19 protein-coding genes are annotated in these 18373 nt (G+C 66.4%); 12 read left to right on the top strand and 7 right to left on the bottom strand.

What is annotated here, in order from left to right; translation table 11 throughout:
• Window positions 1–15 precede the first annotated feature (15 nt).
• The 7 genes from kynU (at window position 16) to dapB (ending at window position 7724) form a co-directional block, all read left to right on the top strand.
• Window positions 16–1215 carry a kynureninase gene (gene kynU, locus ABD683_RS14760; RefSeq protein ID WP_344770726.1) on the top strand — a complete coding sequence of 400 codons (1200 nt, stop codon included), beginning with the start codon at window positions 16–18 and terminating at the stop codon, window positions 1213–1215.
• Between the two features lie 133 nt (window positions 1216–1348).
• Window positions 1349–2635 (top strand): extracellular solute-binding protein, encoded by a 1287-nt coding sequence (locus ABD683_RS14765; RefSeq protein WP_344770727.1) that lies wholly within the window; start codon window positions 1349–1351, stop codon window positions 2633–2635.
• A gap of 140 nt (window positions 2636–2775) precedes the next feature.
• The gene (locus tag ABD683_RS14770) at window positions 2776–3690 is read left to right on the top strand and encodes a carbohydrate ABC transporter permease (protein ID WP_344770728.1); all 915 of its coding nucleotides are present in this window, start codon (window positions 2776–2778) and stop codon (window positions 3688–3690) included.
• A 1-nt stretch (window position 3691) separates the two neighbouring features.
• Window positions 3692–4531, top strand: coding sequence for a carbohydrate ABC transporter permease (locus ABD683_RS14775; protein WP_344770729.1), 840 nt, complete (start codon window positions 3692–3694; stop codon window positions 4529–4531).
• Window positions 4528–5889, top strand: a complete 1362-nt coding sequence (locus tag ABD683_RS14780) for a GH1 family beta-glucosidase (protein ID WP_344770730.1) — start codon at window positions 4528–4530, stop codon at window positions 5887–5889. The genes ABD683_RS14775 and ABD683_RS14780 overlap by 4 nt, the downstream gene beginning before the upstream one ends.
• The gene (locus tag ABD683_RS14785) at window positions 5886–6905 is read left to right on the top strand and encodes a LacI family DNA-binding transcriptional regulator (protein WP_344770731.1); all 1020 of its coding nucleotides are present in this window, start codon (window positions 5886–5888) and stop codon (window positions 6903–6905) included. The genes ABD683_RS14780 and ABD683_RS14785 overlap by 4 nt, the downstream gene beginning before the upstream one ends.
• A gap of 87 nt (window positions 6906–6992) precedes the next feature.
• A complete protein-coding gene (gene dapB / locus ABD683_RS14790) occupies window positions 6993–7724 on the top strand; it encodes a 4-hydroxy-tetrahydrodipicolinate reductase (protein WP_344770733.1) in 732 nt (243 codons plus the stop codon).
• On the opposite strand, the gene ABD683_RS14795 is transcribed toward dapB, so the two are convergent.
• The 5 genes from ABD683_RS14795 to ABD683_RS14815 form a co-directional block, all read right to left on the bottom strand.
• On the bottom strand, window positions 7721–8026 hold the full coding sequence (locus tag ABD683_RS14795) for an AzlD domain-containing protein (RefSeq protein WP_344770734.1): 306 nt from the start codon (window positions 8024–8026) through the stop codon (window positions 7721–7723). The two genes, dapB and ABD683_RS14795, sit on opposite strands and share 4 nt — an antisense overlap.
• Window positions 8023–8697 carry an AzlC family ABC transporter permease gene (locus ABD683_RS14800; RefSeq protein WP_344770735.1) on the bottom strand — a complete coding sequence of 225 codons (675 nt, stop codon included), beginning with the start codon at window positions 8695–8697 and terminating at the stop codon, window positions 8023–8025. Before ABD683_RS14800 ends, ABD683_RS14795 begins: the two co-directional genes overlap by 4 nt.
• Window positions 8694–9227, bottom strand: a complete 534-nt coding sequence (locus tag ABD683_RS14805; protein WP_344770736.1) for a GNAT family N-acetyltransferase — start codon at window positions 9225–9227, stop codon at window positions 8694–8696. The genes ABD683_RS14800 and ABD683_RS14805 overlap by 4 nt, the downstream gene beginning before the upstream one ends.
• Complete coding sequence (locus ABD683_RS14810) at window positions 9224–9865, bottom strand: slipin family protein (RefSeq protein ID WP_344770737.1); 642 nt, start codon at window positions 9863–9865, stop codon at window positions 9224–9226. Before ABD683_RS14810 ends, ABD683_RS14805 begins: the two co-directional genes overlap by 4 nt.
• Before the next feature lie 274 nt (window positions 9866–10139).
• The gene (locus tag ABD683_RS14815) at window positions 10140–10640 is read right to left on the bottom strand and encodes a hypothetical protein (RefSeq protein ID WP_344770739.1); all 501 of its coding nucleotides are present in this window, start codon (window positions 10638–10640) and stop codon (window positions 10140–10142) included.
• A 50-nt stretch (window positions 10641–10690) separates the two neighbouring features.
• Here ABD683_RS14815 and ABD683_RS14820 point away from each other — a divergent pair, with 50 nt between their 5' ends.
• Window positions 10691–11485, top strand: coding sequence for a thymidylate synthase (locus ABD683_RS14820; protein WP_344770740.1), 795 nt, complete (start codon window positions 10691–10693; stop codon window positions 11483–11485).
• Window positions 11482–11958 (top strand): dihydrofolate reductase, encoded by a 477-nt coding sequence (locus tag ABD683_RS14825; protein WP_344770742.1) that lies wholly within the window; start codon window positions 11482–11484, stop codon window positions 11956–11958. The genes ABD683_RS14820 and ABD683_RS14825 overlap by 4 nt, the downstream gene beginning before the upstream one ends.
• A gap of 54 nt (window positions 11959–12012) precedes the next feature.
• Here ABD683_RS14825 and ABD683_RS14830 read toward each other — a convergent pair whose 3' ends face one another.
• Together ABD683_RS14830 and ABD683_RS14835 are read right to left on the bottom strand one after the other, a co-directional pair.
• Window positions 12013–12933, bottom strand: a complete 921-nt coding sequence (locus tag ABD683_RS14830; RefSeq protein WP_344770743.1) for a hypothetical protein — start codon at window positions 12931–12933, stop codon at window positions 12013–12015.
• Window positions 12934–13080: 147 nt separating this feature from the next.
• Entirely contained in the window at window positions 13081–13860 is a 780-nt protein-coding gene (locus tag ABD683_RS14835) for a thioesterase family protein (RefSeq protein ID WP_344770744.1), read from the bottom strand.
• A 49-nt stretch (window positions 13861–13909) separates the two neighbouring features.
• Between ABD683_RS14835 and dapA the strand changes: the two genes are divergently transcribed.
• From dapA to ABD683_RS14850, 3 genes are all read left to right on the top strand, one after another.
• Window positions 13910–14824 carry a 4-hydroxy-tetrahydrodipicolinate synthase gene (gene dapA / locus ABD683_RS14840; protein WP_344770745.1) on the top strand — a complete coding sequence of 305 codons (915 nt, stop codon included), beginning with the start codon at window positions 13910–13912 and terminating at the stop codon, window positions 14822–14824.
• 6 nt (window positions 14825–14830) lie between these two features.
• Complete coding sequence (locus ABD683_RS14845; protein ID WP_344770746.1) at window positions 14831–16510, top strand: ribonuclease J; 1680 nt, start codon at window positions 14831–14833, stop codon at window positions 16508–16510.
• A 296-nt stretch (window positions 16511–16806) separates the two neighbouring features.
• On the top strand, window positions 16807–18369 hold the full coding sequence (locus tag ABD683_RS14850; RefSeq protein WP_344770747.1) for an MFS transporter: 1563 nt from the start codon (window positions 16807–16809) through the stop codon (window positions 18367–18369).
• The last annotated feature ends 4 nt before the right edge of the window (window positions 18370–18373 follow it).

Genomic DNA, 18373 nt, shown 5'->3' on the forward strand with positions numbered 1-18373 from the left:
TGAGAGCATCACTCGGTGACGACACCCCCTGACGTCCTCGACGCAGCCGATCCGCTCGCGGACTTCCGCGATCGCTTCCTGATCGACGACGACGTGGTGGCCTACCTCGACGGCAACTCGCTCGGACGCCTCCCGAAGGCCACGGCCGATCGGCTCAGCACGTTCGTCACACGGGAGTGGGGCGGCCGGCTGATCCGTGGTTGGTCGGAGGGTTGGGTCGAGCTGCCGGTGACGGTCGGTGACGAGCTTGCGGCGGCCCTCCTCGGTGCGGCGCCCGGCCAGACCGTGATCGCCGACTCGACGTCGGTCAACATCTACAAGCTCTTGCACGCCGCCGCGTCCGTACGTCCTGGCCGCACTGAGCTCGTGATCGACGCGACGAGCTTCCCGACCGACCGCTATCTCGTCGAGTCAGTGGCGACGGCTCGTGGTCTCACGGTGCGCTGGATCCAGCCCGACCTGGTCGACAACGTCACTCCGGAGCTCCTGGCCGGAGCGTTGAGTGACGAGACGGCGGCGGTGCTGCTGGGCCACGTCGACTACCGGTCGGCGACGCTGCTCGACCTGCCGCTGCTGACGTCGCAGACGCACGACGCGGGCGCCGTCATCATCTGGGACCTCTGCCACTCGGCGGGCGCCGTGCCGATCGCGCTCGATGACAACGGGGTGGACTTCGCGGTCGGGTGCACCTACAAGTACCTCAACGCCGGGCCGGGCGCTCCGGCGTTCCTGTACGTCGCCGAGCGTCACCTCGACGCCGTCACCCAGCCGATCGCGGGGTGGTGGAGCGCCGCCGACATGTTTGCGATGGCCGAGACGTACGAAGCCTCACCGACGATCGCCCGCATGCTCAGCGGTACGCCACCGGTCGGCGGGATCATCGCGGTGCAGGAGGGAGTGCGGCTGATCGCCGAGGTAGGCATCGACGCGATCCGGGCCAAGTCGGTGGCTCTGACGACGTATCTCATCGAACGGCTCGACGAGGCCGGGCTCGAGGTCGTGACGCCGCGCGACGCCGACCACCGGGGCGGTCACGTGATCGTCCGTCACCCGCGGGCACGCGAGATCACGCTCGAGCTGATCGGCAGGGGAGTCATCCCGGACTATCGCGAGCCCGATTTCATCCGCCTGGGTCTGTCGCCCCTGAGCACGTCGTACGGCGAGGTCGACGCAGGAGTTCGTGCGTTGATCGACGTGGCGGGAGCCGCGGGATGACGTTGTCACGCACCTCGTGCAACGTCGGGTGAGAAATATGGGAACGCTCCCAAAAATCTATTGACGCTCGGTGTGACGCAGGGCACACTCGTGGGAACGCTCCCATGGTGGGGGCTTGGAGGAAAGGTACGACGTGAATCGCACACAGCGCATCGCCGCCCTCGCAGTCGCAGCCCTTGCCGCGGGACTACTCGCCGCAGGTTGTGGATCTGACGGCGGCGGATCTGACAAGAACGTGACGTTGCGAGTCAATCTGTTCGGGCAGTTCGGCTACAAGGACGTCTACAAGCAGTTCGAGAAGGACCACCCAGGCGTCAAGATCGTCGAGACGGCTGAAGGTGATCTCGGCAAGTACAACACCAAGCTGAGCCAGCAGATCGCAGCAAACGCCGCCGCAGGTGATGTCGTGGCGATCGAGGAGGGTCAGACCGTCAACTTCCTCCAGAGCGCTGACAAGTTCGTCAACTTCCAGGACGAAGGCGCCCTCGACCTCAAGGACAGCTGGCTCCCGTGGGTCTGGGACAAGGCAACAACCGCAGACGGCAAGACCACGATCGGTCTCGGCACGGACGTCGGCGGCCTCGCCATGTGCTACCGCCGCGACCTGTTCGAGAAGGCCGGCCTGCCGACCGACCGCGAAGAGGTTGGCAAGCTCTGGCCGACGTGGGACGACTTCGTCAAGACAGGCGAGAAGTTCCAGGCGGGCATCGGTGACAAGAAGGTTCACTTCATCGACGCAGCGACCAACACGTACAACTCGATCCTGATGCAGGGCGGCGACGTCACGTACTTCGATCGGGACGACAAGCTCATCGTGGACTCCAACCCCGCAGTGAAGAATGCCTGGGACGAGGCCAACAAGATGATCGATGCTGGTCTCACCGCCAAGCTGGCCGCCTTCTCGGATGAGTGGAACGCCGGATTCAAGAACGGATCGTTTGCGACCGTGGCGTGCCCTGCCTGGATGACGGGCTACATCAAGGGCCAGGCTGGCGACGACTTCACCGGCAAGTGGGACATCGCCACGGTCCCCGGCGGCGGAGGCAACTGGGGCGGCTCGTGGCTCGCAGTCCCCAAGAACAGCAAGCACGCCAAGGAGGCCGTCGAGCTGGTGAAGTACCTGTCCAGCAAGGACGGACAGCTCGGGGCCTTCAAGGCCGAGGGTCGACTGCCTTCGCTGCCGGCTCTGTATGACACGAGCGACCTGAAGGACGCCACCAACCCGTACTTCAACGACGCGCCTGTCGGCCAGCTGTTCGTGGCCGGTGCGGCGAACCTGAAGCCGGTCTACCTCGGCGCCAAGAACGTCCCCGTACGCGATGCGTTCGAGAACGTCCTGCGCAGTGTCGAGGGTGGTCAGAGGTCCGAGAGCGATGGCTGGAAGGCAGCCGTGGCGGCTGCCGAGAAGGCCGCCAAGTAGATCGACTGGCACCCCGGACGCCTGCTCACACAGGCCATGGGGTGCCAGGCGAACGGTGGAGCAGCAGCCCCACCGCACCGCCGGTGCCTGCGCCCGATCTCCAGCGAGCGCAGGCACCGGACTGACCAGGAGAGAATTCGTTGAGAATCCGCGATCGACTCAGCAGGGCAGATACCAAGCTCGCCCCCTACGCGTTCATGTCACCGTTCTTCATCGTGTTCGCGATCTTCGGGCTGTTCCCGCTTGGCTACACCGCCTGGGTCTCGATGCACGACTGGAGCCTGCTTGCCGGCGACCAGGGCTGGGTCGGTCTTGGCAACTATCGCGAGCTGTTTGGTGACCACGACTTCTGGAACGCGTTCATCAACACGATCGGCATCTTCATCCTCGCCACGATCCCGCAGCTCGTGATCGCGACCGTGCTGGCGCAGGTCCTCAACGGCCGTATGCGCGCGCGGACGTTCTGGCGGATGGGTGTCCTGCTCCCCAACGTCACCTCGATCGCCGCGGTCGGCATCATCTTCGGGCTGATCTTCGCCCGCGACTACGGCATCGTGAACTGGGCGCTCGGCCACGTCGGCCTCGACCATCCCATCGACTGGCAGGCGCACAAGTGGTCGTCCTGGCTCGCAATCTCGGTCATGGTGGACTGGCGCTGGACCGGCTACAACGCGCTGATCCTGCTTGCGTCGCTTCAAGCGGTGCCCAAGGAGCTGTACGAGGCTGCCCGCATCGACGGGGCATCCGCCTGGCGCCAGTTCTGGACCATCACGGTGCCGATGCTCCGTCCAACCATCATCTTCGTCTCGATCGTCGCCACGATCGGTGGCATCCAGCTGTTCACCGAGCCGCTGCTGTTCGGCTCGGGCGTCAACGCGATCGCCGGCGGCACGACCGGCCAGTTCCAGACCGTTGCGATGTATCTCGTGCAGCAAGCCTTCACGGGCCAGCGCTTCGGCTACGCCTCGACGATCGCGTGGGTGTTGTTCATGTTCATCGCGGTGTTCGCGATCATCAACGTCGCGCTCCTGCGCCGGATCAAGTCGGTGGACTGACATGGCGACGATGGCTCATACGCGTTCAAGGAGCTGGGCGCTCTATCTCGGACTGACCTTCGCCGTCCTGCTGTCGGCCGGCCCGCTGTTGTTCATGGCGATCATGGCGTCGCGCAAGAACAGCGAGATCCTCGGACTGCCGCCGCCACTCACCCTGGGTGGTGAGCTCGGGTCGAACATCGACCGGGTCTTCGCGAACGCCGACGTCACGTTTGGGCAGGCGCTCCTCAACAGCTTGATGGTGGCGACCGTCGCGACGATCTGTGTCGTCGTGACCTCGTCGCTGGCGGGATTCGCACTTGCCAAGCTGAAGTTCCGCGGCCGCAACGTGATGTTGCTGTTCGTGATCGGGACGATGATGGTGCCGGTGCAGCTCGGCCTGATCCCGCTCTACATGCTGATGTCGAAGCTCGGCTTCGCCGGCAAGCTCGAGTCGGTCACGCTGCCGTTCCTCGTCGCGGGCTTCGGCGTGTTCATGATGCGCCAGTACGCGGAGCAGGCCATCCCTGACGAGATGATCGAGGCGGCCCGCGTCGATGGGGCGTCCACGTTCCGGATCTTCTTCAGCATCGTCTTCCCGGCGCTGCGGCCAGCGGCTGCGGTGCTCGGCCTGCTGACGTTCATGGAGCGTTGGAACGACTTCCTGTGGCCCTATCTCACGCTGGACGCAGAGCACCCGACGGTGCAGGTCGCGCTGTCGCGGCTGTCGAGCGGCTACTACTCCGACCAGTCGCTCATCATGGCGGGCACCCTCATCGGGACCCTGCCGCTGGTCGTGGTCTTCATCGTGTTCGGCCGCCAGATCATCGGCGGAATCATGGAAGGTGGACTCAAGGCATGACAGTCGACATCTCGGCGTTTCCCGACGACTTCTCGTGGGGTGTGGCGACGTCGGCCTACCAGATCGAGGGCGCCGTGGACGAGGACGGCCGTACGCCGTCGATCTGGGACACCTTCGCCTCGCTGCCTGAGCGGGTGATCGGCGGTGAGACGGGAGCCGTCGCAGTCGACCACTATCACCGCTGGTCGGACGACGTCGACCTGATGGCGGAGCTCGGCCTCGGTGCCTACCGGTTCTCGATCGCGTGGCCACGGATCCAGCCGGACGGCCGGGGAACCGGCAACGCGGCCGGGATCGCGTTCTACGACCGGCTGGTCGACCGGCTCCTCGAGAAGGGCATCACCCCGTGGGCGACGCTGTATCACTGGGACCTCCCGGAGGCGCTCGAGCAGGCCGGCGGCTGGCCCGTACGTGAGACCGCCGAGCACTTCGCCGACTACACGTCGATCATCGCCGAGGCGCTGGGCGACCGGGTCAAGCACTGGATCACGCTCAACGAGCCGTGGTGCGCCGCCCATCTCGGCTACGCCAGCGGGATCCACGCTCCCGGCCGCACCGAGCCGGCTGCCGCCCTCGCGGCGTCACACCACCTCATGCTGGGCCACGGGCTGGCCGTCGACCGCCTGCGCACGGCTGTCCCGGATGCCCAGGTCGGTGTCACGCTCAACCTCTACCCGGTGAGCCCGGTCGACGGCTCAGGACGACACGACGACGCCGTACGCCGGGTCGACGGCCTGATGAACCGCTGGTTCCTCGATCCGGTTCTCAAGGGGAGCTATCCCAAGGACGTGCTCGCCGACATCGCCCCTGTGACGGACGGCGCGTTCATCCACGACGGTGACACCGAGCGGATCGCGCGGCCACTGGACTTCCTCGGCGTCAACTACTACACGCGGCACGTCGTGGGTGCGGGACTGTGGCCCGGCTCGTCCGACGTACGGTTCCAGGTCGAGAACGGCCTCGAGCGTACGGCGAGCGGATGGGACATCGACCCGCAGGGACTCGTCGACGTGCTGGCGAGACTGCAGCGGGACTACCTGCCGATCCCGATCTACCTGACCGAGAACGGCGCCGCGTTCGACGACGAGGTCGTCGACGGCGTCGTGCACGACGCCGACCGCATCGCGTTCCTGGACGCGCACCTGGCGTCGATCGCGACGATGCGCCGGCGTGGCATGGACATCCGGGGTTACTTCGCATGGTCTCTGCTCGACAACTACGAATGGGCCGAGGGCTATGCCAAGCGGTTCGGGATCGTGCACGTCGACTACGACACGCAGGTGCGTACGCCCAAGGACAGTGCCCGTTGGTATTCCGACCTCATCCGCGCCCATCGAGCCGCGATACTTGGGTCATGAGCACCAGAGGAGGCCAGCCGACGCTGGACGAGGTGGCAGCGCACGCCGGCGTGGGCCGCGGAACCGCCTCGCGCGTCATCAACGGGTCTCCGCAGGTGTCGGAGCGGACCAAGGCCGCCGTGCTCAAGGCCGTCGAGGAGCTGGGCTACGTACCCAACCAGGCGGCACGCACCCTGGTGACCCGTCGCACGGGGACCGTGGCGCTGGTGATCGCGGAGTCGGAGGAGCGCATCTTCGGTGAACCCTTCTTCGCCGGAGTCGTGCGCGGCATCTCCAACGCGCTCAACGAGGCGTCACGTCAGCTCGTCCTCTCGTTGGTGCAGGGTGACGAGCAGGTCAACCGCCTCGGCGCCTACCTCAGTCGCCAGCACGTCGATGGAGTGCTGCTGCTGTCGCTGCACGATGACGGTGCGTTCCCGGTGGACCTCGAGTCGCGCGGCATCCCGATGGTCCTCGGTGGTCGATCGCAGCTGTGGGACACCGCGTCGTACGTCGACGTCGACAACCGCGGCGGCGCCCAACAGGCAGTCTCCTACCTGATCAAGACCGGCAGGCGCTCGATCGCGACGATCACCGGCCCTCGGGGGATGGCCTCAGGTCGTGACCGCCACGACGGCTATGTCGACGCGTTGACCGAGGAAGGCATGGTCGCCGATCCGACCCTGGCCGAGGAGGGCGACTTCAGCGAGCAGAGCGGACGCGACGCGATGGAGGCCCTGCTGGCGCGCCATCCCGACATCGACGCGGTGTTCGCGGCGAGCGACCTGATGGCGATGGGGGCCATGCGGACCCTGGCCAGGCACGGCAGGGCGATCCCGGATGACGTGGCGGTGGTCGGCTTCGACGGCACGGCTGGGTCCGAGACGACCGATCCGCCGCTGACCACGGTGCGGCAGCCGCTGGTGCGACTCGGGCAGGAGATGGCCGCCATGGTGCTGCGCCGGATCGAGGACCCGGACCTGCCGACCGAGCAGCTGGTGCTCCCGGTCGAGCTGGTCGTACGGTCCTCCGCCTAGATGACTGATTCCAAGGGGTGCCGGTTAAGCGAGTCAGGCAACGTCCCTTGGAATCAATCATCTAGCCCCGCAGCTAGGCTGGGCGCCATGACACGAGTCGCGGTGCTGGGCGCCAAGGGACGTATGGGCACGGCCTCCGTCGAGGCGCTGACCGCCGCAGGCCTCGAGGTGGTCGCCAAGGTTGACGTCGACGACTCGATCGAGGCGATCGCCCACGCGGGCGCCGAGGTGGCGCTCGACTTCACCCAGCCCGGCGTGGCGCTCGACAACGTGAGGTGGTGCATCGAGCACGGTGTGCACGTGGTGGTCGGCACCTCGGGATTCGACGACGCCAAGATCGCTGAAGTCCGGGCGCTCGAGCCCAGCACGGGTGTGCTGATCGTTCCCAACTTCTCGATCGGTGCCGTTCTCATGATGAAGTTCGCCGCCACAGCTGCGCCGTTCTTCGAGTCGGTCGAGGTCATCGAGATGCACCACCCCGACAAGATCGATGCGCCGTCCGGCACGGCGACACGTACGGCGGAGCTCATCGCGGCGGCCCGTCAGGACGCTGGTTCGGCGCCGCTGCCGGACGCGACGAGCGACGACCCAGATGGAGCTCGCGGCGCCAGGGTGGCCGGCGTACCGGTGCATTCCGTACGCGCGCGTGGTTTCGTCGCCTCGCAGGACGTCGTGCTCGGCGGCGTGGGGGAGACGCTGTCGATCAGGCACGACTCGAGCAGCCGCGACTCCTTCATGCCTGGCGTCGTCGCCGCGGTGAAGGCCGTGAGCAGCAGGCCCGGCGTGACGATCGGCCTGGAGAGCGTGCTGGGTCTCTAGAGCTGCCGTACGAGCGCCGCGACAAGTGCGGCGATGAACACCATCGGCAAGAACGGTACGCGCAACATCAGCAGCACTGCTGCGACACCGAGCGCGAGCACACGTGCGTCGATGGTGAGCGACGAGCCGTCGCCGAACACCTGGACCGCGATCAGGGCGCCCAGGAGCGCCGCAGGGATGAGGTTGGCCGCGCGCACCGTCACCGGGTGGTCGAGCACGTGCTCGGGCACGGACAGCCCGGCGTACTTGAGGGCGAAGCAGCACACGATCATCACGATGATCCCCCACCAGAGCGCTGTCATGTGCGCTCCCTGGGCTGCCACAGCATGCCCAGCAGGACAGCAACCGCTCCGCCGATGATGATCGGGATGCCGGGAGATGTCAGCGGTATGGCGCCCAGCGCCACGGCCGCACCGACGAGTGCCACCAGCCTTCCTTGCCAGGTAGCGAGGCGCGGCCACAGCAGACCGAGGAATGCCGCACCGACCGCAGCGTCGAGGCCGTACGTCTTGGGGTCGCCGATGTTCTCCCCGGCGATCGCTCCGAGCAGTGTGGTGATGTTCCACAGCACGAAGATCGACAGACCCGTCCAGAAGAACCCGAGTCGGGCCTGACGGGTCGTGTCGCGGGTGACCGACGTCGCGGTGGACTCGTCGATGACGAGGTGCGCGGACGCCAGTCGAGCCGGGCCGGAGAGACGCAGCTTCTGGGCGATGCTCAGCCCGTAGAACAGGTTGCGGCTGCCCAGCAAGGTTGCGGTGAGGGCGCCGGCGACGGGGTTGCCGCCCGAGGCGACGGTGCCGATGAACGCGAACTGGGTGGCACCGGTGAACACGAACAGCGACATCACGCACGTCTGCAGCACCGTGAGCCCGGACGATGACGTCGAGAGGGCGCCGAACGAGACGCCGTACGCGCCTGTGGCCAGACCGACCCCGAGCGAGTCGACGATGACGGATCGATCGGACGTCACGCCAGGCTCGTGTGCAGCCGGATCTGCTTGATCGTGGTTCCGTCCTCCGCGGCCAGCTCGCGGTGCGCGCCGTCGGGTTCCCAGCCGGACTCGGTGACGAACGTGCGCAGTGCGTCGTCGGTCGAGCCGACCCACCACACGGCACGGGTGAACTTGTCGGCCTTGAGCGTGTCGACGGCGGCCTGCAGCAGCCGCGACCCGTGACCGGCTCGCTGGTGCTCGGGATCGATGATGAACTCGCCGACCTCACCGTCAGCCACCTGGTCGCTGTCGGGGTCGTACGACGGGTGCACCAGCGTGAATCCGCGTACGTCTGCCCGCTCCAGCGCCACCAGCACCCGCATGCGGGCGTCCTTGGGGGAGCTGATCGTGATGGACCACCGCTCGGCGAGCAGCGCAGGATCGAGGCCGTCGAGCTCGGCTGCCGGAATCAGCTCGGCATAGTTGGCTCGCCACGCAGCCACCTGGACGTGCGCCATCGCACTCGCGTCGTCCGGCCAGGCGAGCCGAGCGCTGACGTCTGCGTTCACGCGATGGGCCGCTCGATGATGACCGTGCCGCCGTGTGTCGCAGCTGTCTCGGCGAGACGTACCGCTGCCAGTGCGGGGTGGTCCTCGAGGACCTTGGCGCTGTTGGCGAGCGCGCGCAGCACGGCCACGTCAGTACGGGCCTGCTCCAGCGCGATGTGTGAGCGCTGACGCGTCGTCACCAGGTCCTCCGTGGCGCGTCGGATCTCGCCCGGGATGAGGACATCGCGCACGCCGAAGCCGGTGATCTCGAGGCCCACGGCGGCCGCCGCCGAGGCGACCTCGGTCGGGGTCTGGTCGACGGTGATTCCGGCAATGACCTCGTCGAGGTTCAGGGCGTGAACCGTGGTGCGGATCCAGGTCTTGACCGCGTCGTAGACGAAGCCATGAGGGTCCTCGGTGAACTCGTGGAACGCGACCGGGTCGACGACCTGCGTACGGGCCGACGCGCTGACCTTCACCGTGATGCCGTCAGAGGTCGGCACCTCCTGGGGCCGTACGTCGAACAGCTGCACACGCACGTCGACCGGCACGAGGTCGTGGCCAAGGCCCCAGAACCGGTGCTTGCCGGGTTCGAGGACACCATCCAGCTTGCCGTGGCGGTAGTGGACGCAGCGCTCGTAAGGCATCACGGTCACCATGGTGTGCTCCTTCTGGTTGTGGACCGTTCGCAGGTCGGCTCGAGCTCGGGGCGGGGGACCCGGAGTCCCGCAGAGCCCGTCACGCGATGCCCGAAGGCCGCCGACCTGCGAACAGCAAGATGGGGATTCGAACCCCGGCCGCCGAAGCGGATTACCGCATGGATTTCCATTTTTCAGATGGACTCCGCGAGGTACAACGCGTGGAGTCGTCGGGCTACCGCCCTCGGTCCACTGATCCCGCGGATCGCCATTGTGTCACGCGGGGTGCCGTGGCTCACAGCGCATTGAAGCCGTCGACGAGACCCGACGTGGTCCCCTTGGACTCGAGCATCACAGCCGCGCGGGCGACATTGCGCAGGGTCGGCCAGATCTCCCACGCCAGCAGCAGGATGCCGGGGAAACCGACGATCACGATGGGCCAGGCGCCGTACGAGCCGACGAACGCGACGATGACCGCCGGCAGCATGGCCGCCTCGACGTACAGCATCTTGCGCAAGGTCTGGGACGTGAACGCGTCGAGCGCGTCGGCTTGTACCTGGAATGCGTCGGCATCGGGACTGAGCGGCTTGCCCGACAGCCACACCCGCTCGGCGAAGAACGCAGCCAGGAACAGCGGCAGGACCAGCGCGATCGCCAGCCAGGTCGGCGGGTAGTCGGCGTCTCGGCCACCGCAGATCCAGAACAGCGCCACCAGGAAGGCTCCGGTGAGGCCGAGCTGCAGTGCCGCGAAGTTGCGGATCTCGCGCGGTGACGTGGACCTATCACGGCTCGGCATGCTCAGAGTTTCGCACACGATCCGTCGTCCCCGATTGATAGTCTGCGGTCATGCGGGCCTACCTCGATCTTGTCCAACGGATCCTCGACGAGGGTGTCGACAAGGGTGACCGCACCGGCACCGGCACCAAGAGCGTGTTCGGCCACCAGATGCGGTTCGACCTCCGCGAGGGATTCCCGTTGGTGACGACCAAGAAGGTCCACCTCAAGTCGGTCGTCGGCGAGCTGCTGTGGTTCATCGCTGGTGACACCAACACGTCATACCTCCGCGACAACGGCATCACGATCTGGGACGAGTGGGCCGACGACAGCGGCGACCTCGGGCCCGTCTACGGCTACCAGTGGCGTTCCTGGCCGGCACCCAACGGCGAGCACATCGACCAGCTCTCGCGGGTCATCGAGCAGATCAGGACCAACCCCGACTCACGGCGACACGTCGTGAGCGCATGGAACGTCGCCGAGCTCGACGCGATGGCACTGATGCCGTGCCACGCGTTCTTCCAGTTCTACGTCGCCGACGGCAAGCTCTCGTGCCAGATGTACCAACGCTCGGCCGACGTGTTCCTCGGCGTGCCGTTCAACATCGCGTCCTACGCGCTGCTGACGCACATGGTGGCGCAGGTCGCCGGCCTCGAGGTCGGTGACTTCGTGCACACGCTGGGCGATGCGCACCTCTACGTCAATCACCTCGACCAGGCGCGCGAGCAGCTCACCCGTGAGCCCCGAGCTCTTCCCGAGCTGTGGCTCGACCCGTCGATCACCTCGATCGACGACTTCACGCTCGACTCGGTCAAGGTCACCGGCTACGAGCCGCACCCGGCGATCAAGGCTCCGATCGCCGTATGACCGTCACGATCGTCGTGGCGATCGGTGCGAACGGTGTCATCGGCAATGACGGCGACATGCCGTGGCCGCGCACCGGCGACCAGAAGCAGTTCAAGGAGCTGACGATGGGTCATCCCATCGTCATGGGTCGCACGACGTACGAGTCGATCGGCAAGCCGCTGCCGGGTCGTACGTCGATCGTGCTGACCCGCAACACGGCGTGGGGTGCCGATGAGGGCGTCGTCGTGGTGCACACCCTGACCGACGCGCTCGCGCGTGGACTCGGCCGCGACGACGAGGTGTTCCTCATCGGTGGCGCGCAGGTCTTTGCCGAGGCGCTGGCCCATGACGTGGTCGACCGCATGGTCGTGACGCACGTACACCTCTCACCGGAGGGTGACGCATGGTTCCCCGAGGTCGACTGGTCGCAATGGGTCGAGACGGAGCGCGAGCCGTACGACGGCTACGACATCGCCACCTACGACCGCTCCTGACCCAGATTTGGCGGGTTTTGGCCCTTCTGGCGGCGAGATTTGGGCCAGATTCGATCACTTCTCGAACGACAACTGCCATTCCCGCCTGAAATCGGGCGCTGGGCCGTCATAGCCCCTCGACCTGAGCGTCTGGTGCACCCGATGCACGATCGCCCGGGGCTTTCCGAGCTGCGCTGCAGTGACGACGACGAACGTCCACCCGAGCCGCTCCATCGCCTCTCGACGCCGTATGTCGCGCTCGCGTTGTGCCAGGTCGAGACCGTGTTGTCGGCCGTCGTACTCGACAGCGACCTTCCATTCCACGTACGACAAGTCCAACCTGGCGAAGATCTGGGACTCGTCGCCGTACGAGACGTTGCATGCGGGTGCTGGTAGACCTGCGAGCACGAGCATCATGCGTACGAGCGACTCCCGGGGTGACTCGGATCCGTTGACCAGATGCTCGGCGACCCGGCGGCTCTTCACGACGCCGTCGAAGTGAAATGTGTGGACGAACTCGAAGAACGACTCGTACGTCATGTGACCGAGCCGGATGAGCCAGTCGCCTGCGATGACGAGGTCTGTGACCGTACGACGGGTGGCGGCGTCGACGAGGCACCTCTCCGGACAGAGGACTCGGCATCCGCCGACGTCAGCGACGGCACCGAGAACCAGGCACCGGTGCATCGTGATGCCGTCGACAACTGTCGGGCTGCGACGGTGAGTCGTGAGGTGCACCGACCCTCGCGTGCCGATGTCCACGCCCCAGACGAGGAGGCCGGACTCATGACTCGCGGCTGCGTGTGGGCCGACTGCCAGCTGCGCAGCCTTGACGAGATCAGCTCCACTGAGCTCGAGATCGGCTACTGCGTGCACTCCAGGAAACAGGCGTACGAATCGTGAACCGCGCAGGACCTTGCGCGAGACGCCAAGCTCAGCAGCCGTTGCAGTGGTGAACGGACCGCAGGCGAGGGCGGCGGGAATTGACGTGGTCACGGCTCAATTCAGCATTGCCACACGTCCCGAGATCGAGTGGCCAGCGTGTGCCTGTGCGAACCGGCCGAGTATCCACACCAGATTTGATGGATCTTGGCCCGTCGGCACCGCTGGGAAGGGCCAAAATCCATCAAATCTCGGTGGTGCTTAGAGCAGGATTGCTAGTTGGCGGCTCTGGGCGACGAGGTTGCCCGCCTCGTCCCACAGCTCGCAGTCCTCTTCGTGAAAGCCGTTGACGACGTGTCGGGTGGTGAGGCGCGTCGCGATCCAACCCGGCGCGGGGCGGCGGTGCAGGTGGACCGTCAGCTGGACCGTCATCGACTGCAGCTCACCGAGCTCGAGCACGGGCGGCGCGTAGGCGTCGCACAGGAACGCGAGTGCAGGCAGGTCGATCTCGCGGCCGCCGGTGAGTCGCTGCCACAGCTCGACCGTCGGGTCGCCGCTGGGGTTGCCATCGACCCAGCCCGGACGAGAGGCGAGGCGGTAGTCGACGCGGTCGAAGATCCCGCCGGCGAGGCCCTCGCCGCGCGGGTCGGCGCACTCGTCGGGTGGTGGCAGGTTGGGAGGCGTGCCGAGCTCGTGGGTACGTCCGCCGGTACGCGGCCCGAAGCTCGCCAGCAGCTCGGCGATGTGGCGCTCGCCCTCCCAGAGCGACGCTTCGCCGGTCTGCACGCGACGCCCGTGGCGCAGTGCCGTCGTGCGCAGCTCGGCCGCGCCGGTCTCGGGGGAGGCGAGGTAGGTGATCGCGGCGACCATCGGCTCATCGGCCTTCATCTCCTCGCCGAGACCCCGCAGCATCGCGGCAAGGATGTAGCCGCCATTGGGCTTGCCGAGGGGTGTGTTCCACCGATCGGTCAGCACGAGGTCGCGTACACCGTCTCCTCGGGCCACGGACGCGGTGTCGATGTCGTAAATGTCCTCGGTCACACGTACATCCTGCCCGTCGCCCGAGGGGCCGAAGCGGTAGCCTCGACGTATGACGTCACCGCTCGCCACCGAGGCCGCGCCGTTCGGGCGCGTGCTGACCGCCATGGTCACGCCGTTCACCCGCGACGGTGAGCTCGATCTGGCCGCTGCGCAAAAGGTGGCGTCCCATCTCGTCGACCAGGGCAGCGACGGCCTCGTCATCAGCGGTACGACCGGCGAGTCGCCCACGACGACGGTGGCTGAGGACGGACTGCTGCTCTCGGCCGTCATCGAGGCGGTCGGCGATCGTGCCACCGTCGTGGCCGGTGTCGGCACCAACGACACGCGGCACTCGATCGAGCTGGCCGAGCAGGCCAAGAAGGCCGGCGCCGACGGGCTCCTCGTCGTGACGCCCTACTACAGCAAGCCTCCGCAGTCGGGCCTGCTCTCGCACTTCACGGAGATCGCTCGCGCGGGCGACGACACGCCCGTGATGCTCTATGACATCCCGAGCCGCAGTTCCATCACGATCGCCGAGGAGACGTACGCCGCGCTCGCCGGCAACCCGCTGATCGTCGCGGTCAAGGATGCCGTCGGCGACCTCAACCGTGGCGCCTGGCTGATGCGCGAGACCGGCATCAAGATCTACTCCGGCGACGACGTCGTCAACCTCCCGTGGCTCGCCATGGGTGCCAGCGGTGTCGTCAGCGTGGTCTCCCACGCTGCGGCTCGTCAGTACGCCGACATGGTCGCTGCGGTCGACGCCGGCAATCTTCCCGAGGCGCGATCGATCAACGACCGCCTCCTTCCCGCCGTCAAGGCGATCATGAACTACACGCAGGGTGCAATCACCGCCAAGGCAGCTCTCGAGCTCCTCGGCGTTCTCGAGCACCGCACGATGCGTGCACCCCTGCCCGAGGCCACCGAAGAGGAAGTCGCGATCATTCGCGATGGACTGGTGGCGTCGGGCCTTCTCGAAAGCTAGGCCTGAATGAGCCACATGCACCTCGAACTCGATCCGCCGCCTGCTCTCCCACGCGGTGCGCTGCGGGTCATCCCGCTCGGCGGACTCGGTGAGATCGGCCGCAACATGACCGTCTTCGAGTACGACGGCAAGCTGCTGATCGTCGACTGCGGGGTGCTCTTCCCCGAGGAGCACCAGCCCGGCGTCGACCTGATCCTCCCCGACTTCGGCCCGATCCGTGACCGTCTCAAGGACGTCGTCGGCATCATGCTGACGCATGGCCACGAGGACCACATCGGCGGCGTGCCCTACCTCCTGCGCGAGCGCGGCGACATCCCGGTGATCGGGTCCAAGCTGACCCTGGCGCTGCTGGCGCCCAAGCTCAAGGAGCACCGACTCAAGGACGCGCCGACGCACACAGTGACCGAGGGACAGGTCGAGTCGTTCGGGCCGTTCGAGCTCGAGTTCGTCGCGGTCAACCACTCGATCCCGGATGCGCTCGCCGTCGCGATCAAGACGCCGGCCGGAGTCGCACTGCACACGGGCGACTTCAAGATGGACCAGCTCCCGCTCGACGGTCGCATCACCGACCTGCGCGCCTTCGCCCGCCTGGGTGAGCAGGGTGTCGACCTGTTCCTGACCGACTCCACCAATGCCGAGGTGCCGGGCTTCACGACGTCGGAGCGCAGCATCACGCCGGCCATCGACACGGTGTTCGCCAGCAGCAGCGGCCGCATCATCGTGGCGTCGTTCGCCTCGCACGTGCACCGCATCCAGCAGGTCATCGACGCGGCCCACAAGCACGGACGCAAGGTTGCGTACGTCGGCCGCTCCATGGTCCGCAACATGCAGATCGCTCGCGACCTCGGCTACCTCCACGTCCCAGACGGCGTGGTCGTCGACAAGATCGACGCGGCGCCGCCCAACAAGATGGTGCTGATGTCGACCGGTTCGCAGGGCGAGCCGATGGCGGCGCTGTCGCGCATGGCCAACAACAGCCACCAGCAGGTCAGCCTCGAGCCGGGTGACACCGTGCTCCTCGCCTCGTCGCTGATCCCCGGCAACGAGAACGCGATCTACCGCGTCATCGACGGTCTCACCAAGCTGGGCGCCAACGTGGTGCACAAGGGCAACGCACTCGTCCACGTGTCCGGCCACGCGTCGGCCGGCGAGCTGCTCTACTGCTACAACATCGTCAAGCCGAGCAACGTGATGCCGGTGCACGGCGAGATCCGTCACCTGCACTCCAACGCCAAGCTCGCCACGGCGACGGGTGTCCCCAACGTGATCCTCGCCGAGGACGGCTACGTCATCGACCTGGTCGACGGCCACGCCTCGATCGTCGGTGCGGTCGAGTGCGGTTACGTATACGTCGACGGCTCGTCGGTCGGTGACCTCACCGATTCCGAGCTCAAGGACCGCCGGGTCCTGGGCGAGGAGGGCTTCATCTCGGTCGTCGTCGTGATCGACTCGACCAACGGCAAGATCTTGTCGGGTCCCGAGATCCATGCCCGCGGCATCGCCGAGGACGACTCGGCGTTCGACGAGATCATGCCCAAGATCGTGTCGGCGCTGGAGGAGGCGCTCAAGGAGGGCGCGCACGACTCCCGGCAGCTCGAGCAGGTCATCCGCCGGGTGCTGGGCTCGTACGTCGGTCGCAAGCTCCGCCGTCGCCCGATGATCCTCCCGGTCGTCCTCGAGGCCTGACTTCACAGTCGCCAGCGCCGCACTGTGAGGACAGCGTTACCTCGCGCTCATACGAGCTCGTGGTGACTGAAACGTCGCCTGCCTAACGTCGAGCACATGGTGGCTCCCGGGCGTTTGGACATCCTCGTCGATGCTGTGCACGCTCGCGCCGTCGATCTCACAACCGTTGCCAGTCGACCGTGCAGAGAGTGTTACCCACTCCTGATCGCAGGACACCTTCGGCCGAAACACGCCGTCCATACGTTCAAGGTCACGAGATTCCGCACCGTGCGGGATCGCCGACCACGGAGCGTCCCATGACAAGCGTCGTCGCCAGTCCTCCCGACAACTCGTCGGCCCCACAGCCCGCAGCCACTCATCGCACCGGTCGTTGGATCGACGACTGGGAGCCCGAAAACCCCGCGTTCTGGGAGTCCACCGGCAAGAAGGTCGCGCGGCGCAACCTGATCTGGTCGATCTTCAGCGAGCACCTCGGCTTCTCGGTGTGGCTGCTGTGGAGCGTCAGCTCGGTGCTGCTGGTCAAGGTCGGCTTCAACTTCACGCCACAGCAGCTGTTCTTCCTCGTCGCCGTGCCCAACCTGGTCGGCGCGCTGATCCGACTGCCCTACACGTTCGCGGTGCCGAAGTTCGGCGGCCGCAACTGGACCATCGCCAGCGCCTTGCTGCTGCTCATCCCTACGTTGCTGTTTGCGTTCTTCGTTCAGCGTCCCGACACTCCGTACTGGGTATTCGTCGCGATTGCGGCGACGGCTGGTTTCGGTGGCGGCAACTTCGCGTCGTCGATGGCCAACATCAACTTCTTCTATCCCGCGAGGAAGAAGGGCGCGGCTCTCGGGCTCAATGCCGCAGGCGGAAACCTCGGTGTTGCGATCATCCAGCTGTTCCTGCCGGCCGTGGTCGGCGGAGCCGCGATCTTCGGCTTGGTCAAGGCCAGTGAAAGCGGCATCACCCTGCAGCGTGCGGGCTACCTGTACGCGGGCCTCGCCGTCATCGCAGCAGCGTGTGCGTACTTCTTCATGAACAACCTGACGTCCGCCTACTCCAAGCCGCGCGACCAGCTGGCCGTGGTGAAGTACAAGCACACCTGGATCATGTCGTTCCTCTACATCGGTACGTTCGGCTCGTTCATCGGCTACTCGGCTGCGATGCCGTTGCTGATCAAGATCAATTTCTTCCGCTCGCCGATCCCGACCGAGTCCATCGGCATCAACTTCGCCTATTACGCGTTCCTCGGTGCCCTGGTGGGCTCGATCGCCCGGCCGTTCGGTGGCTGGTTGGCCGACAAGTACGGCGGTGCGAAGGTCACGTTGTACACCTTCATCGCGATGATCATCGGCACGCTGACCGTGTTCTACACACTGACCCTGCTGAAGCCGGTTCCAGTCGCTCCGCCGGAGAAGCTGGCGGCCTGGGCGAAGGATCCGTCGACGTTCCCCGGCTTCACCCCCGAGGTCGTCTCCGCGGTCAACCACAACTCCGACATCTTCCCGTTCTTCCTGATCGCGTTCCTGTTCGTCTTCGCGGCGACGGGCATCGGCAACGGATCGACGTACCGGATGATCCCGCACATCTGGAAGAGCATGGCAGCCGACGCAGGTCCCGACGGCTCGCCCGATCGTGTTGCCGCCGAGTCCAAGGCGACCAAGGAGTCGTCAGCCGTCATCGGTATCGCCGGTGCGATCGGCGCGCTGGGTGGCTTCGTGATCCCGATCTTCTTCGGATCCCCGTGGGTCGACGATCCGGTGGAGGCCGTCAAGACAGCGTTCATCGTGTTCACCGGGTTCTACGTGGTGTGCCTCGCGGTGACCTGGTACTTCTACAGCCGCAAGTCGGCCACGATGGCAAAGGCAGGTGTGTGAACAC

This window comes from Aeromicrobium panaciterrae (assembly GCF_039537165.1).
GTDB lineage: Bacteria > Actinomycetota > Actinomycetes > Propionibacteriales > Nocardioidaceae > Aeromicrobium > Aeromicrobium panaciterrae.